This is a genomic window from Opitutus sp. (assembly GCA_024998815.1).
Lineage (GTDB): Bacteria > Verrucomicrobiota > Verrucomicrobiia > Opitutales > Opitutaceae > Rariglobus.
Genome location: JACEUQ010000002.1, coordinates 549,453 through 567,500, shown reverse-complemented (window position 1 = coordinate 567,500; position 18,048 = coordinate 549,453). Strand labels below are relative to the sequence as shown.

The window sequence follows — 18,048 nt, the reverse complement described above, 5'->3', positions numbered from 1 at the left end:
TGGAGGTAGAGCACTAAATAAGCTAGGGCCCCTACCGGGGTACTGAACTTAATTAAACTCCGAATACCATCGAGTGAAGCTCGGGAGTCAGACAGTGCGGGCTAACCTGCATTGTCAAAAGGAGAATAATCCAGACCATCAGTTAAGGTCCCAAAATACGGCTCAGTGAAAAAGGATGTGAATTTGCTTAGACAATGGGGATGTTGGCTTAGAGGCAGCCATCATTTAAACAGTGCGTAACAGCTGACCCATCGAGCGAATTTGCGCCGAAAATGATCGGGACTTAAGCCGTATACCGAAGCTATGGATTTAACCGCAAGGTTAAGTGGTAGGAAAGCGTTCCAAGTGCAGCGAAGTGGAAGGGGCAACCGACCATGGAGCGCTTGGAAGTGAGAATGCAGACATAAGTAACGATAAAGATGGTTAAAATCCATCTCGCCTTAATTCCAAGGATTCCTGGGGAAGGTTCGTCCTCCCAGGGTTAGTCGGGTGCTAAGATGAGGCCGTAAGGAATAATCGATGCCAAGCAGGTTTAATATTCCTGCACCACTACATAAACGTTTGACCTCAGGAGTGACGGAGAAGGTTAGTACAGCGACGTGTTGAATCGTCGTCCAAGTCAGTAGCTTCGCAGGGGATAAAATACCTGCTTAATGTGAATGACGATGGGATCCCAAAGCCACGGCCGAGGGAGATTGTCCGATACCATGCTTCCAAGAAAAGCTTCGGAGTTAGTTTATGAAGTGCCCGTACCGTAAACCGACACAGGTGGAATAGTTGAGTATACTAAGGCGCGCGAGTGAAATCTCTCTAAGGAACTCGGCAAATTGACCCCGTATCTTCGGTATAAGGGGTGCCCCGCGAGGGGCCGCAGCTAAGCGCATCAACCGACTGTTTAGCAAAAACACAGCTCTCTGCTAAGTCGCAAGACGACGTATAGGGAGTGACACGTGACCAATGCGGAAAGGTGAAAGCGTGAGGTGCAAGCTTCGCGTCTAAGCCCCCGTGAATGTCGGCCGTAACTATAACGGTCCTAAGGTAGCGAAATTCCTTGTCGGGTAAGTTCCGACCCGCACGAATCGTGTAACGAGTTGATGACTGTCTCGGAGAGAAGCTCGGTGAAATTGTAGTGGCGGTGAAGATGCCGCCTACCCGCAGCAGGACGGAAAGACCCTATGCACCTTTACTGTAAGCTGTTATTGTCGCTTGATTTTCATTGCGTAGAATAGGTGGGAGACTTTGAAGCTTGGTTTCAGGATCAGGCAGAGTCACAATGTGAAATACCACTCTATGTTGATTAGGCGTCTAACCTCATACCATTAACTGGTTGTGGGACAGTGATAGCAGGTCAGTTTTTCTGGGGCGGAATCCTCCCAAAAAGTAACGGAGGATTACGAAGGTCCCCTCGGCCCGGTCGGTAATCGGGCTATAGAGCGCATGAGTATAAGGGGGCTTTACTGTGAGACCTACAAGTCGATCAGTTGCGAAAGCAGGTTCAAGTGATCCGGTGGTTGAATGTGGAATCGCCATCGCTCATAGGACAAAAGGTACGCTAGGGATAACAGGCTGATCGCGCCCAAGCGTTCACAGCGACGGCGCGGTTTGGCACCTCGATGTCGGCTCATCACATCCTGGGGCTGGAGAAGGTCCCAAGGGTTCGGCTGTTCGCCGATTAAAGTGGTACGCGAGCTGGGTTCAGAACGTCGTGAGACAGTTCGGTCCTCTATCCGCTGTGGGCGTTTGTGATTTGAGGGGTTCATTCTCTAGTACGAGAGGACCGAGAATGACGAACCTCTGGTGTTCCGGTTGTCACGTCAGTGGCAGCGCCGGGTAGCTATGTTCGGAAGGGATAAGCGCTGAAAGCATCTAAGCGCCAAGCCCATCCCAAGATAAGATCACAATCCGTCGCAAGACGGTGTAAGGTCCGGGTAGACCACCCGGTTGATAGGGCAGAAATGTAAGCGTAGCGATACGTTCAGTTTACTGCTACTAATAACCTTATCGGTTTATGCAGACAGCCTCTCTAGGCGTTTATTTCACTTACTTTTAAGTAATACTATTTAGGACTTAGTCTTTATTATCCAATTATCCAAAGTTTATACTTTGGATTCAGTTTTCCTGGTGATTATTTGCCGGGGGTTCCACCCGTTCCCATCCCGAACACGGCCGTTAAGCCCCGAGCAGCCAATGGTAGTAGGGCGTTAGGCCCCGCGAGAGTAGGTTGTTGCCAGGTTTATGCCCCGTAGATTGCGAAAGCAGTTTACGGGGCTTCTTCGTTTTTAGGCCTAGCACCTGCGCCTTTGCTCAGCGCGCTTCGTATGTTCCGTCTGCTCGTTTTGCGATCAGACGTTTCAGCTCCAGCATCATCAGCGAAGCCGACAGTTGCCCAATCGGTTGGCCCGTTTGCGAGCTTACTTGATCCATGCTGATTATTGCCCCTCCAGAAAAACACCCGTACACCAACTTTTCATCAGGCGTGAGATTCGATGCCGCCAGCGCGGTTCCGCCGGTTGTCTTTTCCGGTATCGATGAAGGCCGAAGACCATCGAGGTAGTTTAACTCTGACAGAATATCGTCCACGCAGGTGAGTAATGTCGCGCCATCACGAATGAGTTGGTGACACCCCGCACTGGAGGGTTGGTCAATCCGGCCTGGAACTGCGAAAAGGAGTCGGCCCTGTTCACCCGCAAATCTCGCGGTGATCATGGCTCCACCACTGGCTCCGCTTTCCACCACGACCACCGCATCGCTCATTCCTGAAACAATGCGATTGCGCATCGCAAAGGACTGCTTGTCGGCGCGACGCGTAAAGGGGAATTCCGATAACAACGCCCCAGTCTCCGCTATTTGGCGATAAAGCCCCAAGTTTTCCGCTGGGTAGATGATGTCGATCCCGTTGCCCAACACGGCAACTGTTTTACCTCCAGCGGATAACGCACCTTCATGGGCCGCCGTGTCGATGCCGCGCGCCAGTCCGCTCACCACGCAAAACCCCAAGTTGGCCAGTTCCGCGCCGAGCTTTTTCGCCGCACTTTGACCGTAGAGCGTGGTGCGTCGGCTGCCAACGATGGCTACATTGGGCTGGTTAAAGGCGTAATTGCCTTTCCGATACAAACCTATGGGCGCACTGTCGATTTCAAGAAGCCGGGGCGGGTAGGCGGTGTCGCACGAGGTAACGAAACTCGTTGACGTCAGGAGCATGCGCTCCTCTTCGCGGGCCAAATCGAAGTGTTCGCGCCATCCTCCAATGGTTGCACTGATCACCGGCCCAACCCCCTGAATTTCTTCGAGCCGGCGCGATCCGACGGTGAACACCTCCCGCGGATCGGATCCCAATTCGGATAATATTCGGTTGAGTGTTATAGGTCCTATGTGGGGAAGTGCATTAAGAACAATAAGCGCCTGTTGTTTAGTGAGTTCGGTGGTTGTCATTGGGTTAATCTTTTGCGGAGTTCGGCTTCATCCAGGATTTCGATACCGAGCGAACGGGCTTCGGCTAACTTGGCGCCAGCTCCCTCGCCCGTAACCACAAGGTGGGTACGTCGGCTCACTGCTTCGGTAACACGTCCGCCCGCCGCCTCGATGTGCTGCTTCGCTTCGGCCCTGGTCCAACTTGGCAAGGCTCCGGTAATCACCACCGTTTTCCCGCTTAGCGGGCCGCTCGCTTGAAGCGCCTCCTCTGTTTTGGGACTCACCCCCAACGACAGGAGATCGTCGATGAGCATGAAATTGTGCTGCTGACTGAAAAAGGCCTCCAGTGGTGTCGATCGCAGTGAATCGGGGTTGCTCAGCGCAGTTCGGTTAGCCGCTGACCACGGGGCTAAATGGCTAAAGCTTGCCGCCCATTCCTTCGCCGCGGCTCGTCCAACACCGGGGATGCTGAGGCCATAGATCAACCGTGGCAGCCGGGTCTTTTTACTCTGCTCGATTTGCTCTATGAGTTGCCCCGCGACCGATTCGGCAACATCGCCGATATTCACCAGGTCATCCGACCGCAGCCGGTAAAGATCGGCGATGGTTTTAACCTTTCGCCCGTCCACCAATGCGGCGATGGCAACGGGCCCCAGCCCCTTGATGCCGGCGGCCTCGGGCGAAGCGTAGTGCTCAATGCGCCGTTTCACTTGGCCGGGACACTCGCGATTGACACATCGTGTCGTCGCTTCGCCTTCGTTGCGCACGAGTTTCCCCTCACACGCTGGGCAGCGCAGCGGGAATTCGAATGGTGTCACCGCAGATGTTCGCATGCTCGCATCTGGGCCGACGACCACGGGTATGATTTCGCCTGCTTTTTCGACGTAAACCCAGTCGCCAATCCGTAGATCGCGGCGGGTAATCGCATCGGCATTATATAACGAGGCGCGTTCAATCTTGGTGCCGCCAATCACCACTGCATCCAACTCAGCCACCGGGGTGATGATGCCGGTTCGCCCCACTTGAAGGGTAATCGCCCTCAGGCGGGTAGAAACGCGTTCGGGAGGGAATTTGTAGGCGATGGCCCAACGCGGTGCCTCGGCACTGACACCTAGCGCCTCCTGTACCGCGCAGTCGTCGGCTTTTACCACAACTCCATCGGTTGGAAATCCAAGTCTGGCGCGTTGCCGTTCAAGTCGCGTCACCGCAGCCCAGATTTCCTCGGGCGTATGAGCCGTTTTAAAGGAGTCGACTCCGGGTAAATGCCAATCGCGCACCAGCGCGTGTAACGCCTGCTGTGTGGTGGGTTTTGCTGGCGAACCTTCCCACGCGCCCAGTCCGTAAAACACGATGCTGAGATGCCGCCTAGCCACCTCCCTGGAGTCATGTAATTTGAGTGTTCCGGCTGCGAGATTTCGAGGCTGGGTGAAGGGCGGGTCGCCGGCCTCTTCGCGCTCAACGTTGAGCCGCGCAAACGTCGCATAATCGATATACACTTCGCCTCGTAACTCCACGACCGGCGGGTAGCCGTTGGGTAATGTCGGAGGCAGGCCGGGGATGGTGCTCACGTTTTCGGTCACATCGTCGCCTTGTAGCCCGTCGCCGCGCGTGACCGCTCGAACCAGTCGCCCGTTTTCGTAGGTCACACTGATCGCCAGGCCGTCAAATTTCGGCTCAATCACCCAGTTGAGTTTGCTGCTTCCGGTGTGTCGCTCGACCCGCTGGATAAATGCCCGCAATTCGGCTTCGGTGTACGCTTTTTCTAAGCTGAGCATCGGTTGCCGATGTACGGTGGAGGTGAATCCGCCGCTGCGGTCATCACCCACGGAAGGCACGGATTTCAATTCCGAAACGCTAGAGCTCTCGTTGGCTGGGGCTTGCTCCAGTTGGCGTAGCTCTTGTTTCAGCGAGTCGTAGGCGGCGTCGCTGATCTCGGGCGCGTTTTTTTTGAAATACAGTTCGTCGTGTCGGGCGATCTCGGCACGTAGCCAGATGAGGCGGGCGTTGGCCGGAGCGGATTCCTGTTTGGGCGTGGGGCTGTTCGGTACCGCGTTTGAGTTCTGGGCGTGAGCGGGGCCAGCAAGGGCGACGACAAGTCCCAGGGCGGCGGCAGTTACGCGGAAGTTTTTAAGCCAAGTGATTCGCGGGCGGGTAGGGAGCATAGGTGCGGGGACTCTCCCCGCCCCTTCTCAGACAGCATTCTCCGCCACGGTGTCGGCAAAACCGTTATAAGCGTAAAACCTGCGGTAAAAAATCGAGACACTGGGTGACGTTGACCGCCACTTGGCCGTGCGTCTGGGCAAGGGCGTCGGCAGCCAGCCCATGCCAGACTGTACCACGGCAGGCCGCGCCGATTTCGTCATTTGGAGTTTGGGCCAAGAGGCCTGCGGTAAGCCCGGCTAGAAGATCGCCGCTACCGCCACGGGCGAGAACGGGGCCGCCGTAGAAACTGTGGTAGGTCTTCGCGCCTGCGCATACCTGGGTGGTCGGGCCTTTTTTTATGATCACCATCGAGGGCGTGAGCGCCCCGGCGATACGTGCATATTCGCCGGCGTGGGGCGTCAAAATTCGTGCTACTGTACCCGCGTCCACGATGTCGGGTTGGAGGGCGTCGGCGTCGATTACCACAGGCACAGGCGAATGGCCCACGATGTCTTTGGCTAAGGCGAGAGGTTCGCGTTCGCGGCCCAGGCCGGGACCGATGAGGAGCGCGGTGGCGCGGGCGACTTTTTCGCGCAACAAGTGGGTTCCTTCCAACGCTAGGCTGCCCTCGGGCGTCTCGGGCCAACCCACCCACATCGCCTCGGGGGCCTGCGCCGCGAAGGCCGGTGCGAGGGATTCCGGCACGAAGGCGGTGACTAACCCGACGCCACTGCGCAGGGCGGCCAGTACGCTCATCAAAACCGCACCCGGGTAGGCGCGCGAGCCACCTACAATTAAAAGGTGCCCGTAGCTGCGTTTGTCGGTGCCCGAGCGTCGCAGTTGCCGCAGCGTTTCGAGCACGGATGGCGTGAGTACCCGGTGCGGGAAAGTGTCACCTAATAGGTGACACTTTGGATCGACCGCGGCAGGAGGGGTGTTGAAAAAGCCGAGGTCGAGATAACGGATTCGGCCGGCGCGGGGCAGGGTGAGCAGTGGGGTTTTAACTATGCCCGTGGCGTAGGTAAAATCCGCTTGGAATGCCTCGGGGGCGTCGAGGCCGCTGGGTAGGTCCACGGCGGCGCGCAGGCGCACATCGAGGGCGTTAACCGCCGCCAGCACGGTGGCGACTTCGGGCGGCAGCGGCGGGCGAAATTGATAACCGAATACGCCGTCGAGCACCACGTCGTAGGTTCCGGCCAGCGGTTGGCTGGCTCGAGTGGCCACCGGCGCGAGGTCGAGCCATGCGCGTTGGGCTAGTTGACGCAGGGGGCGTTCACCAAAAACAAAAAGCACTTGGATGCGCGCCAGCGGGTGCAGTTCGTGCAGGCGGCGTGCGGCGATGAGGGCGTCGCCGGCATTGTGGCCTTTGCCGGCCAGGACCAAGACCCGCGCATTTGCAGGAAAGGCGCCGAGTTCGCGGAAATCGGTTAAAATCGCCTCAGCTACCGCGCGCCCTGCTTGCTGCATCGCAGCCCATTCGCGGGCTTCGTCGCCGGCGAACCAGGCTGACTCAAAGTCTTGCGACTCGGCGCAGGTGAGGATCGGGGGCGCCGCGTTCATGGGCTGAAACTACACCGCACGGACGATCGCTGCCACGGCCATCGCCGCAGTGTCGGTGTGCGAGAGCGTGAGGATCACTTGGGTGCCGCCGACGTGTTTGAGCAGCGCCTCGCCCGCTTCGTCGAGGCGAACCAGCGGCTCGTGGCGAATGCCGTGGTAAACTGAAATAGATTTCCAGCCCAGCTCCGCGCCGATCCCGGTGGTGAACGCTTTGGCCACCGCCTCTTTGGCCGCAAACCGGGCGGCGAGGTGTTTGTGCGGGTGCTTCATGCCGAGGCAGTAGGCGCGCTCTTCGTCCGTAAACACCCGATCGAGAAAGCGCTCGCCCTGACGATCGAGTACACCGCGGATGCGCTCGATGTCGATCAGGTCGGAGCCAAGGCCGAGGAGTAGTCCGCCGGGGGGGAGTTGGAGGTTCATCGGAGTGTTTCGTGGGCGGAAAATCAGGGATTCATGAGGCGCTTCATGTCGCGCACGGCAGCCTCGATGCCGGTGGTGAGGGCGCGGCTGATGATCGTGTGGCCGATGTTGAGTTCGTGAACGTGGGGCAGGGTGCGGATCTCAGTCACGTTGTCGTAATTTATGCCGTGGCCCGCGTTGACGACCAACCCGGCGGCGTGGGCACGGAGCGCACCTTGTTTCAGGCGGGAGAATTCGGTGGCGCGGTCCGGAGTGAGCCAGGCGTTGGCCCAGGAGCCGGTGTGCAGCTCGATCCAGGGCGCACCCAGTTCGGCGCTCAGGTCGATCTGAGCTGGATCGGCGTCGATAAAAAGACTGGTGATGATACCGGCGGCGTTCATCGCCTCGATGCAGGCTTTGACCTGGGCGCGACGCGCCACCACATCGAGTCCGCCCTCGGTGGAGATTTCCTCGCGGCTTTCCGGCACCACGCACACCGAGTGGGGGCGCACTTTCAGGGCGAAGTCGATCATCGCCGGCGTGCAGGCTAACTCTAGGTTGATGCGCGTGGTGGCCACTTCCTTGAGCCGCCAGACGTCGTGCTCCTGGATGTGGCGGCGGTCTTCACGTAAATGGATGGTGATGCCATCGGCACCGGCGCGCTCGGATAACACGGCTAGGGCAACGGGATCCGGTTCAACGGGGCCGGGGGCGGTCTGGTTGTAGCCGCGATAACGGGCCTGACGAACGGTAGCGCAGTGGTCGATATTAACGCCGAGAAGAATCATGGTTTGCGAAGAGGGCAGAGGGTTACCACGAAAGATTCGAAAGACACGCCAAGAAAACGCCGGGTTCGCTTCTGCGAACCGTTGTCGCCCCGCCGCAGGGGAATTTCGCGGGAAACGGTTTTCGGCATCGCCTCCGCCTTGCCCGCTCGCACGGTTCGAACCCACCACCGTCGTTTTCCCGCAGCCAGCGCCTCTTCGCCACCATGTCCCGCCTCGCCTTTCAGCTCGAAAAAACCGCCCCCGGCACCCGCGCCCGCGCCGCCCGCTTCCAGACCCTCCACGGCGAGGTGCGCACGCCTGTCTTCATGCCGGTCGGCACTCAGGCCACGGTTAAAAACATGAACGCCGACGGCCTGCGCGCCCTCGGCACCCAGTGTCTTTTGGCCAACACCTTTCACCTCCTCCTCCGTCCCGGCCCCGAGGTGTTTAAAAAGTTCGGAGGCATCCACCGGTTTATGGACTGGGACCGCCCGGTTCTGACCGACTCGGGTGGCTTTCAGATTTTTTCGCTGCCGGAGGACCGGGAAATGACTGAGGACGGCGCCACGTTTCGCAGCTACGTGGACGGTTCTCTGCACCACCTTTCGCCTGAATCCAGCATCGGCATGCAGCGCACCATTGGCAGCGACATCATGATGGTGCTCGACCAGTGCATTCCCTCGACTGCCGACCACGCCACCGCCGAGGCCGCCATGCACCTGACGCACCGCTGGGCCGAGCGCTCGCTGCGCGCCCGCGGCGAATCGCCCCAGGCTCTCTTTGGTATCGTCCAGGGCGCCTGCCACCGCGACCTGCGCCTGCGCAGCGCCGCGTACCTGCGCAACTTGCCCTTTGACGGCCTCGCCATCGGCGGCCTCGCCGTCGGTGAAACCCACGCCCAGCGCTACGAGTTTACCGGGATCGTCACAGCCGAGTTACCCGAAAACCTGCCTCGCTACCTGATGGGCGTGGGCACCCCGATCGACATTTTGGAGGCGGTGCATCGCGGCGTGGACATGTTCGACTGCATCATCCCCGGGCAACTCGCCCAGCGCGGCACCGCCTTCACCTCCCACGGTAAAATCCACTTTCGCCGAGCCGTCTATAAACTCGCCGACGAGCCGCTCGACGCCCGCTGCGATTGCTCGACCTGCCGCAAGCATTCACGCGCCTACATCCATCACCTGATCAAGAGCGACGAAACCCTCGGCTGGCAGTTGATTGCCCATCACAATATCGCCTTTTACCACCGGCTGATGGCGGAGATGCGGGCCGCCATTTTCGACAGCACCTTCGCCGCCTACTACGAAATCAAACGCCACGAACTCGACCGCGACGACGAGGCCAATCCGCCCGTTCATCCCGCGCCCGCCCGCCCGCCGACCGTTCCCACGCTGGGCGACTACGACATTCACCGCTCCCACTGCGGGACGTTTTCCAGTATTCGCCAACTGAGTTCGGGCGAGGTCATGCACTCCGTTTCAGCTCCCGAAGTGGAAGCCAACCGCCTCTACATTACCCAATCGCGCCTGGCCGAACGCCTGCTCCGCCGCACGCCCGAAGGCACCTCGCCCCTGGTGATCTGGGACGTGGGCCTCGGTGCCGCCTCCAACGCCATGGCGGCTCTGCGCTGCGCCGAGCAACAGGCGGCCGCCCTAGGTGCCGACGCGCTGCGCCCGCTGCACATCGTGAGTTTCGAGTGCGACCTCGATCCGCTCACCTTGGCTGCCCGCTACGCCTCGGCGTTTCCCCATTTGCGCCACCCCGCGCCCCACGTGCTGCTGCGCGAAAAACGCTGGGTGAATCCCGCCAGCCTGATCGCGTGGACGCTCCACCACGGCGACTTCCTTGCGCACCTCGAAAGCTCCCCCGCACCCGACCTGATTTTCTACGATCCGTTTTCCGCCAAAACGGACACCGGCCTGTGGACTGCTGACGTGTTCGGACGAATACATCGTCAGTGCGGCGGACGCCCCGCCGAGCTCTACACTTACTCCGCCGCCACTTCGGTGCGCGTGGCGCTACTGCGCTCCGGTTTCTTCGTGGGTGAAGGTGTCGGCACGGGGCCCAAGGCGACCACCACGGTGGCGTTTAGCCATATCGACGACCCGACCGCTCCCTGTCACCCGGCGCGGCTACTGGGTACCGAATGGCTCGGCCGTTGGAGCCGCAGCCATTCTAAATATCCACCCGACGTCGCTGCGGACGCTCGCCCGGAGTTCGAGAAACGCATCACGGGCCACCCCCAGTTCGGTGGTCCGGCCGGGGTTTAACCCGCCGCCGGAACCTGTACGCCCCTACGCCTGCTTGGGTTTTTCCACCAACTGGAGAAGCGCGGCAACGGTTTCCTGCAACGTTTTAGCCTGGGCGTTCAGTTCCTCGGATGCACTGGAGGTTTCCTCCGCTGTGGCTGCATTGTCCTGAGTCACCTTGTCCATCTGCCGCACGGTGTCGTTCAGCTGCTGGACGCCTTGTGTTTGCTCTTTTGATGAGGAGGCAACTTGTGAGGCCAGTTCGTCGACCTGGCGGACTTTGGAAACGATTTCCTGCAGGCTGACGGAAACCTTCTCGGTGAGTTGCGCGCCTAGGGTTGTTTTGGTCAGCGCCGTTTCAATTTTGCCCGAGGTTTCCCTTGCCGACAACGCGGCCCGTTGAGCGAGGCTGCGCACTTCGTCCGCCACCACGGCAAACCCGGCGCCCGCTTCACCAGCGCGGGCGGCCTCGACGGCGGCATTGAGGGCGAGAATGTTGGTCTGGAAGGCGATTTCGTCGATGCTCTTGATGATTTTGGCGATATCCTGACTCGAACTGCGGATATCGTTCATCGCGATGATCATGGCATTCATGTCATTTACCCCATTGTCGGCTGCGGCGCGGGCATCGCGGGCAAGTTGGTTCACTTTTTCGGCGTCGCCGGTGTTGCGGTTGGTCATGCTCGACATCTCTTCGAGCGTGGCGCTGGTTTCCTCAAGTGAGGCGGCTTGTTCACTGGCACCTTCGGCCAATTTCTGGCTGGAACTGGAAACTTGGGTCGCGGAGCTGGTGAACTCATTGGCGCCGGCAGTGAGGGTCGCGGCGATTTGGGTGATTGAGCGAACCGCGCCGCGAATGACCCAGATCAACAAGCCCAAGCCGATGAGCATGCCAATAGGTAGGCCAATGGAAATGAATGATTTGGAGTTATTGGCGGCCTTCGTGAAATTGGCCGCACGGATCTCAAGCAAGGCGAGTTCTATATCGATGATCTCCTTGGCCATGGCACGCATGCCGTCCATCTGCGCCTTGCCCTTGGCCTGGTTAAAATTCGCAATGAATTCGGCCAGCTTTGCGCTGTCGCCGACCGCTTGTTTGCGCATTTCGATCGTCGGCACGACGTCCGTTTTTAGCCAAGTCGCTTCGGCTTCAGCTAATTTGGTGAGGCGGCCGACTTGAGGCGGGTTGTCGCTCACCAAACTCAAGGTTTCCGCCATGGTTTTTTCGAAGTCGGCTTTGCCGAAATTATAGGGATCGAGGAACTTGTCTTCGCCACCGACGGAAAAGCCGCGCACGCCCGTCTCCATATTGACCAAGGACGCGACGAGTTTGTCGACGTTCCCCGTGACCTGGTTGGTATGCTCAACCCAGTGGTGGGTTTTTATGAATTGGAGGGTGTTGAGGTAGAGTAATGTGCCGATAACAGCGATCAGTGAGAATGATGTCAGGATCGCGAGGTTGGTCTTTTTGCCGATGGTGAGGTTGCTCATGGTGGTTTTAAAAAAATTGGGCGTGATGATTTGAGGTGATGCGGTGCCGAGTCAGAACGAACTACGGTGGGTCGCGCTAAAGGGTGGGGTAGCTGTGCCGAGGGTTAAGTGATGCCTGCACTGAAGTGTCCGGACAACGAAACGGCTCGATAAAGCCCTGCTTTCGTTTGCTCACCCAAGCACCCAAGCACCCAAGCACCCAAGCACCCAAGCACCCAAGCCTGGGTTGAAGCGGCGTGAGCCGGTTTGCGTTTTTTGGGTCACGGGGTGCATGCAGCGGCACCTATAACGGCAAAATTACGCTTAACTTAAGTGCCTATTAGAAAAAATCATTCAGCTGGCGCTGGATTCATTCACGACGAAGCGGTCGAAACCAACGCCGACATGGGGCTGTGGACCGCTGCGGAGTTCACGCTCATGCACCCCCGCGACTGCGCGCCTACATGATGCCGAATGGCTCGGCCGTTGGAGCCGCAGCCATTCTAAATATCCACCCGACGTCGCTGCGGACGCTCGCCCGGAGTTCGAGAAACGCATCACGGGCCACCCCCAGTTTTTCGTTGTTCGGGTCGGGGATTAACCGCGAGGGAGCCGTTGATCGCTCCCTATGTCGAAGTCCGCAGGCCGAAAAAGGCCTCGGGCGAGAAAACGAGTAGGAGTTAGAGAACGAGTTCGGCCGGAGGGACGACCTCCGTGTCGTCCGTTCCGAACCAGTCCACACGAGGGTGGACCCTCTCACGTTTAGCCGTTCGCCACCGCATCGCTGAGCGCCGCCTGCGCCGCCGCCAAACGCGCCACCGGTACGCGGAACGGCGAACACGACACATACGTCAGCCCAATTTGGTGACAATAACGCACCGAGGTCGGGTCGCCGCCGTGTTCGCCGCACAACCCGAGCTTGAGCCCAGGACGCGTCCGCCGTCCTTTGGCAATCGCGATCTCGATCAACTGCCCGACCCCGCTCTGATCAAGCGTGGCGAACGGGTTGGCCTTCAAGATTTCGGCCTCCTGATAGGGAATCAAAAAACCGCCGATGTCGTCGCGCGACATGCCCAGGCAGGTCTGCGTGAGGTCGTTCGTGCCGAAGCTGAAAAACTCGGCGGTGTGGGCGATTTCGTCGGCGGTCAGTGCGCCGCGCGGTACCTCGATCATCGTGCCGACCGTGTAATTTAAAGTGACTCCGCGCTCCGCCATGACCGCGCGGGCGGTCTCGTGGATGAGCCCGACTTGCAGATCGAGTTCCTTTTTGAAACCCACCAGCGGCACCATGATTTCAGGCTGGGCGTTGGGCACGCTCGCTGCGGCCTCAAAAATTGCCCGCGCCTGCATGACCGTGATCTCCGGGTATTTGATGCCCAGGCGGCAGCCACGGAAGCCGAGCATCGGGTTAAACTCGGCGAGCGACTGGACGCGTTGCACGATTTTTTCCAGTGGCAAGTCGAGCTTGCGGGCCAGGTCGAGCTGTTGCTTGTGCGTGTGGGGCAAAAACTCGTGTAACGGCGGATCGAGCAGGCGGATGGTCGCCGGCAAGCCGTCGAGCGCGCTGAAAATCCCGATGAAGTCGTCGCGTTGAAACGGGAGTAATTTGGCTAGCGCGGCTTCGCGGGCGTGGGCGCTGTCAGCCAGAATCATCTCGCGCATGGCGTCGATGCGGTCGCCGGCGAAAAACATGTGTTCACTGCGGATCAAACCGATGCCGCTTGCGCCAAACGCCAACGCTTGGCGCGTCTGCTCGGGTGTGTCGGCGTTGGTACGCACTTGCAGGCGGGTCGCCTCGGCGCACCACTGCATGAGTTGCTCGTAGTCCTTGAACTTTTCGGTGGCGCGGGCGAGCGGGTCGGCGTGCAGCAAACCGGCGATGATCTCCGACGGCGCGGTTTTAACCAATCCGGCGTAAACGTGGCCGAGGGTGCCGTCGAGGGAGAGCGCATCGCCTTCGCTGAAATCGCTTGTTCCGATCCGCAAGCGCTTGTGGTCGTAGTCGATGTGCAAGGCCGCAAGCCCGCACACGCAGACTTTACCCATCTGGCGGGCAACCAGCGCAGCGTGCGAGGACACCCCGCCACGCGCCGTCAAAATACCCTCGGCGGCGATCATGCCGCGCAGGTCCTCGGGCGAAGTTTCGAGGCGTACCAAGATGACCTTTTCACCCTGGGCGGCGGCCTGAACCGCACGCTCGGCGTTGAAATAAATCCGCCCCGAAGCCGCGCCCGGACCGGCGGGCAAACCGGTGGCCAGTGGCGTGAGTTTGGCGAGCTCACGCGGATCGAAGATTGGCGCGAGCAGTTGATCGAGTTGGTCGGCGGGATTGCGCAAGACCGCGGTGCGCCAGTCGATGACTCCGGCGCGGTGGAGATCGAGGGCGATCTTGAGAGCTGCCGTGGCAGTTCGCTTGCCGTTGCGCGTCTGCAACATGAACAACTTACCCTCCTGGATGGTGAACTCGATATCCTGCATGTCGCGGAAATGCGTTTCCAAGACGGTGCGCACGCGCAGCAATTCGGCGTAACAGGCGGGCATTTTTTGCGCGAGGTCGGCGACGGGCAACGGGGTGCGCACACCGGCGACGACGTCCTCGCCCTGTGCGTTGAGCAAAAACTCGCCGTAGAACTCGTTGATACCGTTAGCTGGGTTGCGCGTAAACGCCACGCCGGAGCCGGAGGTTTCGCCCGTGTTGCCGTAAGCCATGGCCTGAACATTGACGGCCGTGCCCCACTCGCTGGGGATGTGGTACTTCGCGCGGTAAACCATCGCGCGGTCATTCATCCACGAGCCAAAAACGGCCCCCGCCGCACCGCGCAATTGTTCCCACGGATCAGACGGAAACGCCTTGCCGGTGCGTTCCAAGACAATCGCCTGGAAACGCTTAACGAGCTCCTGTTGGTCGGCGGCGGTGAGCAGCGCGTCGTCGATTTCGGCTTGGTAGCGCTCGTGTTTAAGTGAAGCGATGGCGACCTCGAAGGGTTCATGGTCTTCGTGCGGGCCTTTTTGCACGCCCAGCACGACATCGCCGTACATCTGAATAAAGCGGCGATAACAGTCCCAGGCGAAGCGGTCGTTCTGGGTAGCACGGGCGAGGGCGAGGACGGTCTGGTCGTTCAAGCCAAGATTAAGAATAGTATCCATCATGCCGGGCATGGATTCGCGCGCACCGGAACGCACCGCGACCAGCAGCGGAAAATTATCGGCGTCGCCGAAACGGTAGCCCATGATTTGTTCCATATTATGGATGCCTGCCTCGATATCGGCCTGCAGCGATGCCGGGTAAGTGCGGGCGTGATCGTAATAATAAGTACATACCTCAGTGGTGAGGGTAAAACCGGGAGGCACGGGAAGGCCGATGCGGGTCATCTCGGCGAGGTTGGCGCCCTTACCGCCGAGCAAGTTTTTCATCCCGCCGTTGCCCTCGGCGTGGCCGGAACCCCATGTATAAAGGTATTTAGGAGCCACGGGAGTGGGCGACTGATGAGTTTGGGAAGGCAGATGGGCGGGTGACATTAGAGGGGAATGTGCGGGTGTAGCCCGGCGAATGACTCATTAGTAAGTGAAGCGCCATGGACTGGCACATTGTGACACATATTGGGAGAATGTGTTCAATGCGATTTATTGGGATTTTGTGCGAGGGCCACTGGTCGCGCGATAAGGCGCAATCTCACCTGGCGGACAGGCGCAGTGGAGCGGCAACGTTATACTCATCCCCTTGCAGGCTTCGCTGAGCCTGCGGTTTGCCCCCTACTCGCGCAGCAGCGGGCTAAGCGCCGTCCACACGTTCTCCGCCACGATCCGGTGGCCGGCGGCGTTGGGGTGTACGCCATCGGCCAAGTTGAGCTCCAGTTCGCCGCCCACGGTTTCCAATAAAAACGGCAGCAGCGTGGCTTGGTTGGCTTCGGCGAGCGCCGGGAAAATGGCGGCAAATTTTTGCCGGTAATCCTCACCCATGCTCACGGGCATCTGCATGCCGGTGATGACGATTTTAACCGCCGGGTTTTTTACGCGCACCCGGTCGATGATGGCTTGTAGGTTTTTGGCGGCTACGGCGGGGGGCAATCCTCGCAGGCCGTCGTTGCCGCCGAGTTCGAGGACGAAAATGTCCACCGGCACGCGCAACACCCAATCGATACGGCGCAGGCCACCGGCGGTGGTTTCCCCGCTCAGGCCGGCGTTGATGACGCGGTAGGGCAGGGCGGCGGCGGTGATTTTTTGCTGAATGAGGCCGGGAAACGCCTGCGTGCTGGCGTCGTCCAGGCCGTAACCGGCGGTGAGGCTGTCGCCGTAAAAGAGGATGGTTTTGGGCGCGGGCTCGGCGGCGAGCAGCGTCGCGAATCCCAGCGCGATGGAAACGAGGAGCGAAATGATAACCTTCATCGGGTTGCGAAACGGTTGGCAGGCGATTGGGTCATGGCCCAACCATGAGTGAACACCCTATTTTAAAAGTCGAGCGGCTCACCCAAACCTATCCGACCACCGCCGGGCTGATCACGGTTTTGCATGAGGTGAGTTTTGCCCTGAGTGCGGGCGAGAGTCTGGCGATCGTCGGGCCGTCGGGCAGCGGCAAAACGACCTTGCTCGGGCTGTGTGCCGGGCTTGACCGGCCCAGTGGTGGCGAGGTGTCCATCTCGGGTGAGGCGCTGGGCGGACTTGGCGAGGACGAGCGTGCCCGGGTGCGCAATCAGCAGGTCGGCTTCGTGTTTCAAAATTTTCAGCTGATTCCGACGCTCACGGCGCTGGAAAACGTGTTGGTGCCGCTGGAGCTGCGCGGCGAAAGCGGGCGGGATGGCGAGGCGCGGGCGTTGCTGCAGCGCGTGGGGCTGGGTGCGCGCGAGGGGCATTACCCGATCCAGCTTTCGGGTGGAGAGCAGCAGCGGGTGGCGCTCGCGCGGGCGTTTATCAACAAGCCAAAGATTTTGTTCTGCGACGAGCCGACGGGTAACCTCGATGGGGCGACCTCGCATGCGATGGTCGAATTGATTTTTGGGTTAAACCGCGAAGCGGGTACGACGCTGGTGCTGGTGACGCATGACCTGGAGCTGGCGAAAAAATGCGGCCGGGTGCTGCGCCTGCGCGACGGGCGCGTGGTGGAATGAGGGTGAGGACGGCCAGGAACCGGAATTTTTGCCCGCGGCACACAGAAGAACCCTCCAACGCGAATAAAATACCGAGTCCTTAATCCGAAATTATGCCAATAGCTTAAAGGAAAGGGGCTATTTTTAACGCAAAGTCGCCAAGGCGAAAAGTTCGTAAAGTATTACAATGAAATGATTTTTTGCTCTTCTCTGCGCCCTTGCGCCTTTGCGTTAAAGCCTCAAATCGAAACGTGGGTGGCTTTACATCCCGAGGAACTTGATCGTCCTCTTCGGTGCCGAAGTGGGCACGCGCTGCAATACGAGGAAACCGCTGGTATCGACGCGCAGTTGCAGGCTGTTTTGTTCGGCCAACTCCTTGAAGAACGTGGCCAGACTGACCGTAGTGGTCGTCTCCATGTTGATTTCCGTGAGATCGGCGTCCGCATCGATGCGCACGCCCTTGATGGAGTCTTTCACGGCGGCGGAACGAGCCCCGGTGAGGCGGGCGTTGAGCGCCGTGAGCAATTAGTCGGCAGGGGAGTTGACGTAGTTGCGGGCCGTCATGCTGCCGGCCTGCTTCAGCCATTCCCAGTTTGCCGAGGAAAGTTCGGTCAAAGCGGCCGAGGGCGCTTCGGAGGTGGCTGGAGCGCCCGGGGACTCCGGTTCAGGAACCCAATTTTGCACGAACTGCTGGTCGGCAAAACTCAGGCGCGCGAGGGGCAGGGTGAAACGAACGCCGTCGGCGCGTTCGATTTCAATGGTGGTCTTGCTGGCATCGGTGTGCAGCAGGCGGGCGTTGATGGAGCGGCCCTGGACGTCGGTCCAGGTGCGCACGGTGTCGGCCTTTGCGGTGTTAAAGGGGTAACCGCAAAGCAGGAGGGTAACCAAGCAAGCGAGAGGCTTGATTGATTTCATACGGGCTTGAAGTCGTTTATATTTAAACGACTGGCAAGCGGTTTTACG

12 protein-coding genes and 2 rRNA genes (1 of these 14 cut by a window edge) are annotated in these 18,048 nt (G+C 59.6%); 4 read left to right on the top strand and 10 right to left on the bottom strand.

From position 1 onward, the window contains the following. Positions 1-1,998 (top strand): 23S ribosomal RNA (locus H2170_10240); it begins 896 nt to the left of the window's first position. 119 nt (positions 1,999-2,117) lie between these two features. Then, a 5S ribosomal RNA gene (gene rrf / locus H2170_10235) occupies positions 2,118-2,233 on the top strand. 71 nt (positions 2,234-2,304) lie between these two features. Here rrf and dprA read toward each other — a convergent pair. The 5 genes from dprA to H2170_10210 all read right to left on the bottom strand — a co-directional run bounded on the left by dprA (position 2,305) and on the right by H2170_10210 (position 8,300). Further along, complete coding sequence (gene dprA, locus H2170_10230) at positions 2,305-3,432, bottom strand: DNA-protecting protein DprA (protein MCS6300464.1); 1,128 nt, start codon at positions 3,430-3,432, stop codon at positions 2,305-2,307. Then, positions 3,429-5,573, bottom strand: a complete 2,145-nt coding sequence (ligA, locus tag H2170_10225) for an NAD-dependent DNA ligase LigA (GenBank protein MCS6300463.1) — start codon at positions 5,571-5,573, stop codon at positions 3,429-3,431. Before ligA ends, dprA begins: the two co-directional genes overlap by 4 nt. A 64-nt stretch (positions 5,574-5,637) precedes the next feature. After that, positions 5,638-7,113, bottom strand: a complete 1,476-nt coding sequence (locus tag H2170_10220; protein MCS6300462.1) for an NAD(P)H-hydrate dehydratase — start codon at positions 7,111-7,113, stop codon at positions 5,638-5,640. Between the two features lie 9 nt (positions 7,114-7,122). Continuing rightward, entirely contained in the window at positions 7,123-7,533 is a 411-nt protein-coding gene (acpS, locus tag H2170_10215) for a holo-ACP synthase (protein ID MCS6300461.1), read from the bottom strand. A 23-nt stretch (positions 7,534-7,556) separates the two neighbouring features. Further along, positions 7,557-8,300 (bottom strand): pyridoxine 5'-phosphate synthase, encoded by a 744-nt coding sequence (locus tag H2170_10210; protein ID MCS6300460.1) that lies wholly within the window; start codon positions 8,298-8,300, stop codon positions 7,557-7,559. 203 nt (positions 8,301-8,503) lie between these two features. Between H2170_10210 and tgt the strand changes: the two genes are divergently transcribed. Next, complete coding sequence (gene tgt / locus H2170_10205; protein MCS6300459.1) at positions 8,504-10,552, top strand: tRNA guanosine(34) transglycosylase Tgt; 2,049 nt, start codon at positions 8,504-8,506, stop codon at positions 10,550-10,552. A gap of 24 nt (positions 10,553-10,576) precedes the next feature. On the opposite strand, the gene H2170_10200 is transcribed toward tgt, so the two are convergent. The 3 genes from H2170_10200 to H2170_10190 all read right to left on the bottom strand — a co-directional run bounded on the left by H2170_10200 (position 10,577) and on the right by H2170_10190 (position 16,387). Further along, complete coding sequence (locus H2170_10200) at positions 10,577-11,554, bottom strand: hypothetical protein (GenBank protein MCS6300458.1); 978 nt, start codon at positions 11,552-11,554, stop codon at positions 10,577-10,579. 1,209 nt (positions 11,555-12,763) lie between these two features. Then, a complete protein-coding gene (locus H2170_10195; GenBank protein MCS6300457.1) occupies positions 12,764-15,520 on the bottom strand; it encodes a pyruvate, phosphate dikinase in 2,757 nt (918 codons plus the stop codon). 234 nt (positions 15,521-15,754) lie between these two features. Next, positions 15,755-16,387, bottom strand: a complete 633-nt coding sequence (locus H2170_10190) for an arylesterase (GenBank protein ID MCS6300456.1) — start codon at positions 16,385-16,387, stop codon at positions 15,755-15,757. 44 nt (positions 16,388-16,431) lie between these two features. Between H2170_10190 and H2170_10185 the strand changes: the two genes are divergently transcribed. Beyond that, positions 16,432-17,106 carry an ABC transporter ATP-binding protein gene (locus H2170_10185; GenBank protein MCS6300455.1) on the top strand — a complete coding sequence of 225 codons (675 nt, stop codon included), beginning with the start codon at positions 16,432-16,434 and terminating at the stop codon, positions 17,104-17,106. A gap of 240 nt (positions 17,107-17,346) precedes the next feature. Here the strand turns inward: H2170_10185 and H2170_10180 are convergent, their stop codons facing one another. After that, positions 17,347-17,610, bottom strand: coding sequence for a hypothetical protein (locus H2170_10180; protein MCS6300454.1), 264 nt, complete (start codon positions 17,608-17,610; stop codon positions 17,347-17,349). After that, positions 17,611-18,000, bottom strand: a complete 390-nt coding sequence (locus H2170_10175; GenBank protein MCS6300453.1) for a hypothetical protein — start codon at positions 17,998-18,000, stop codon at positions 17,611-17,613. Positions 18,001-18,048: the final 48 nt, after the last annotated feature.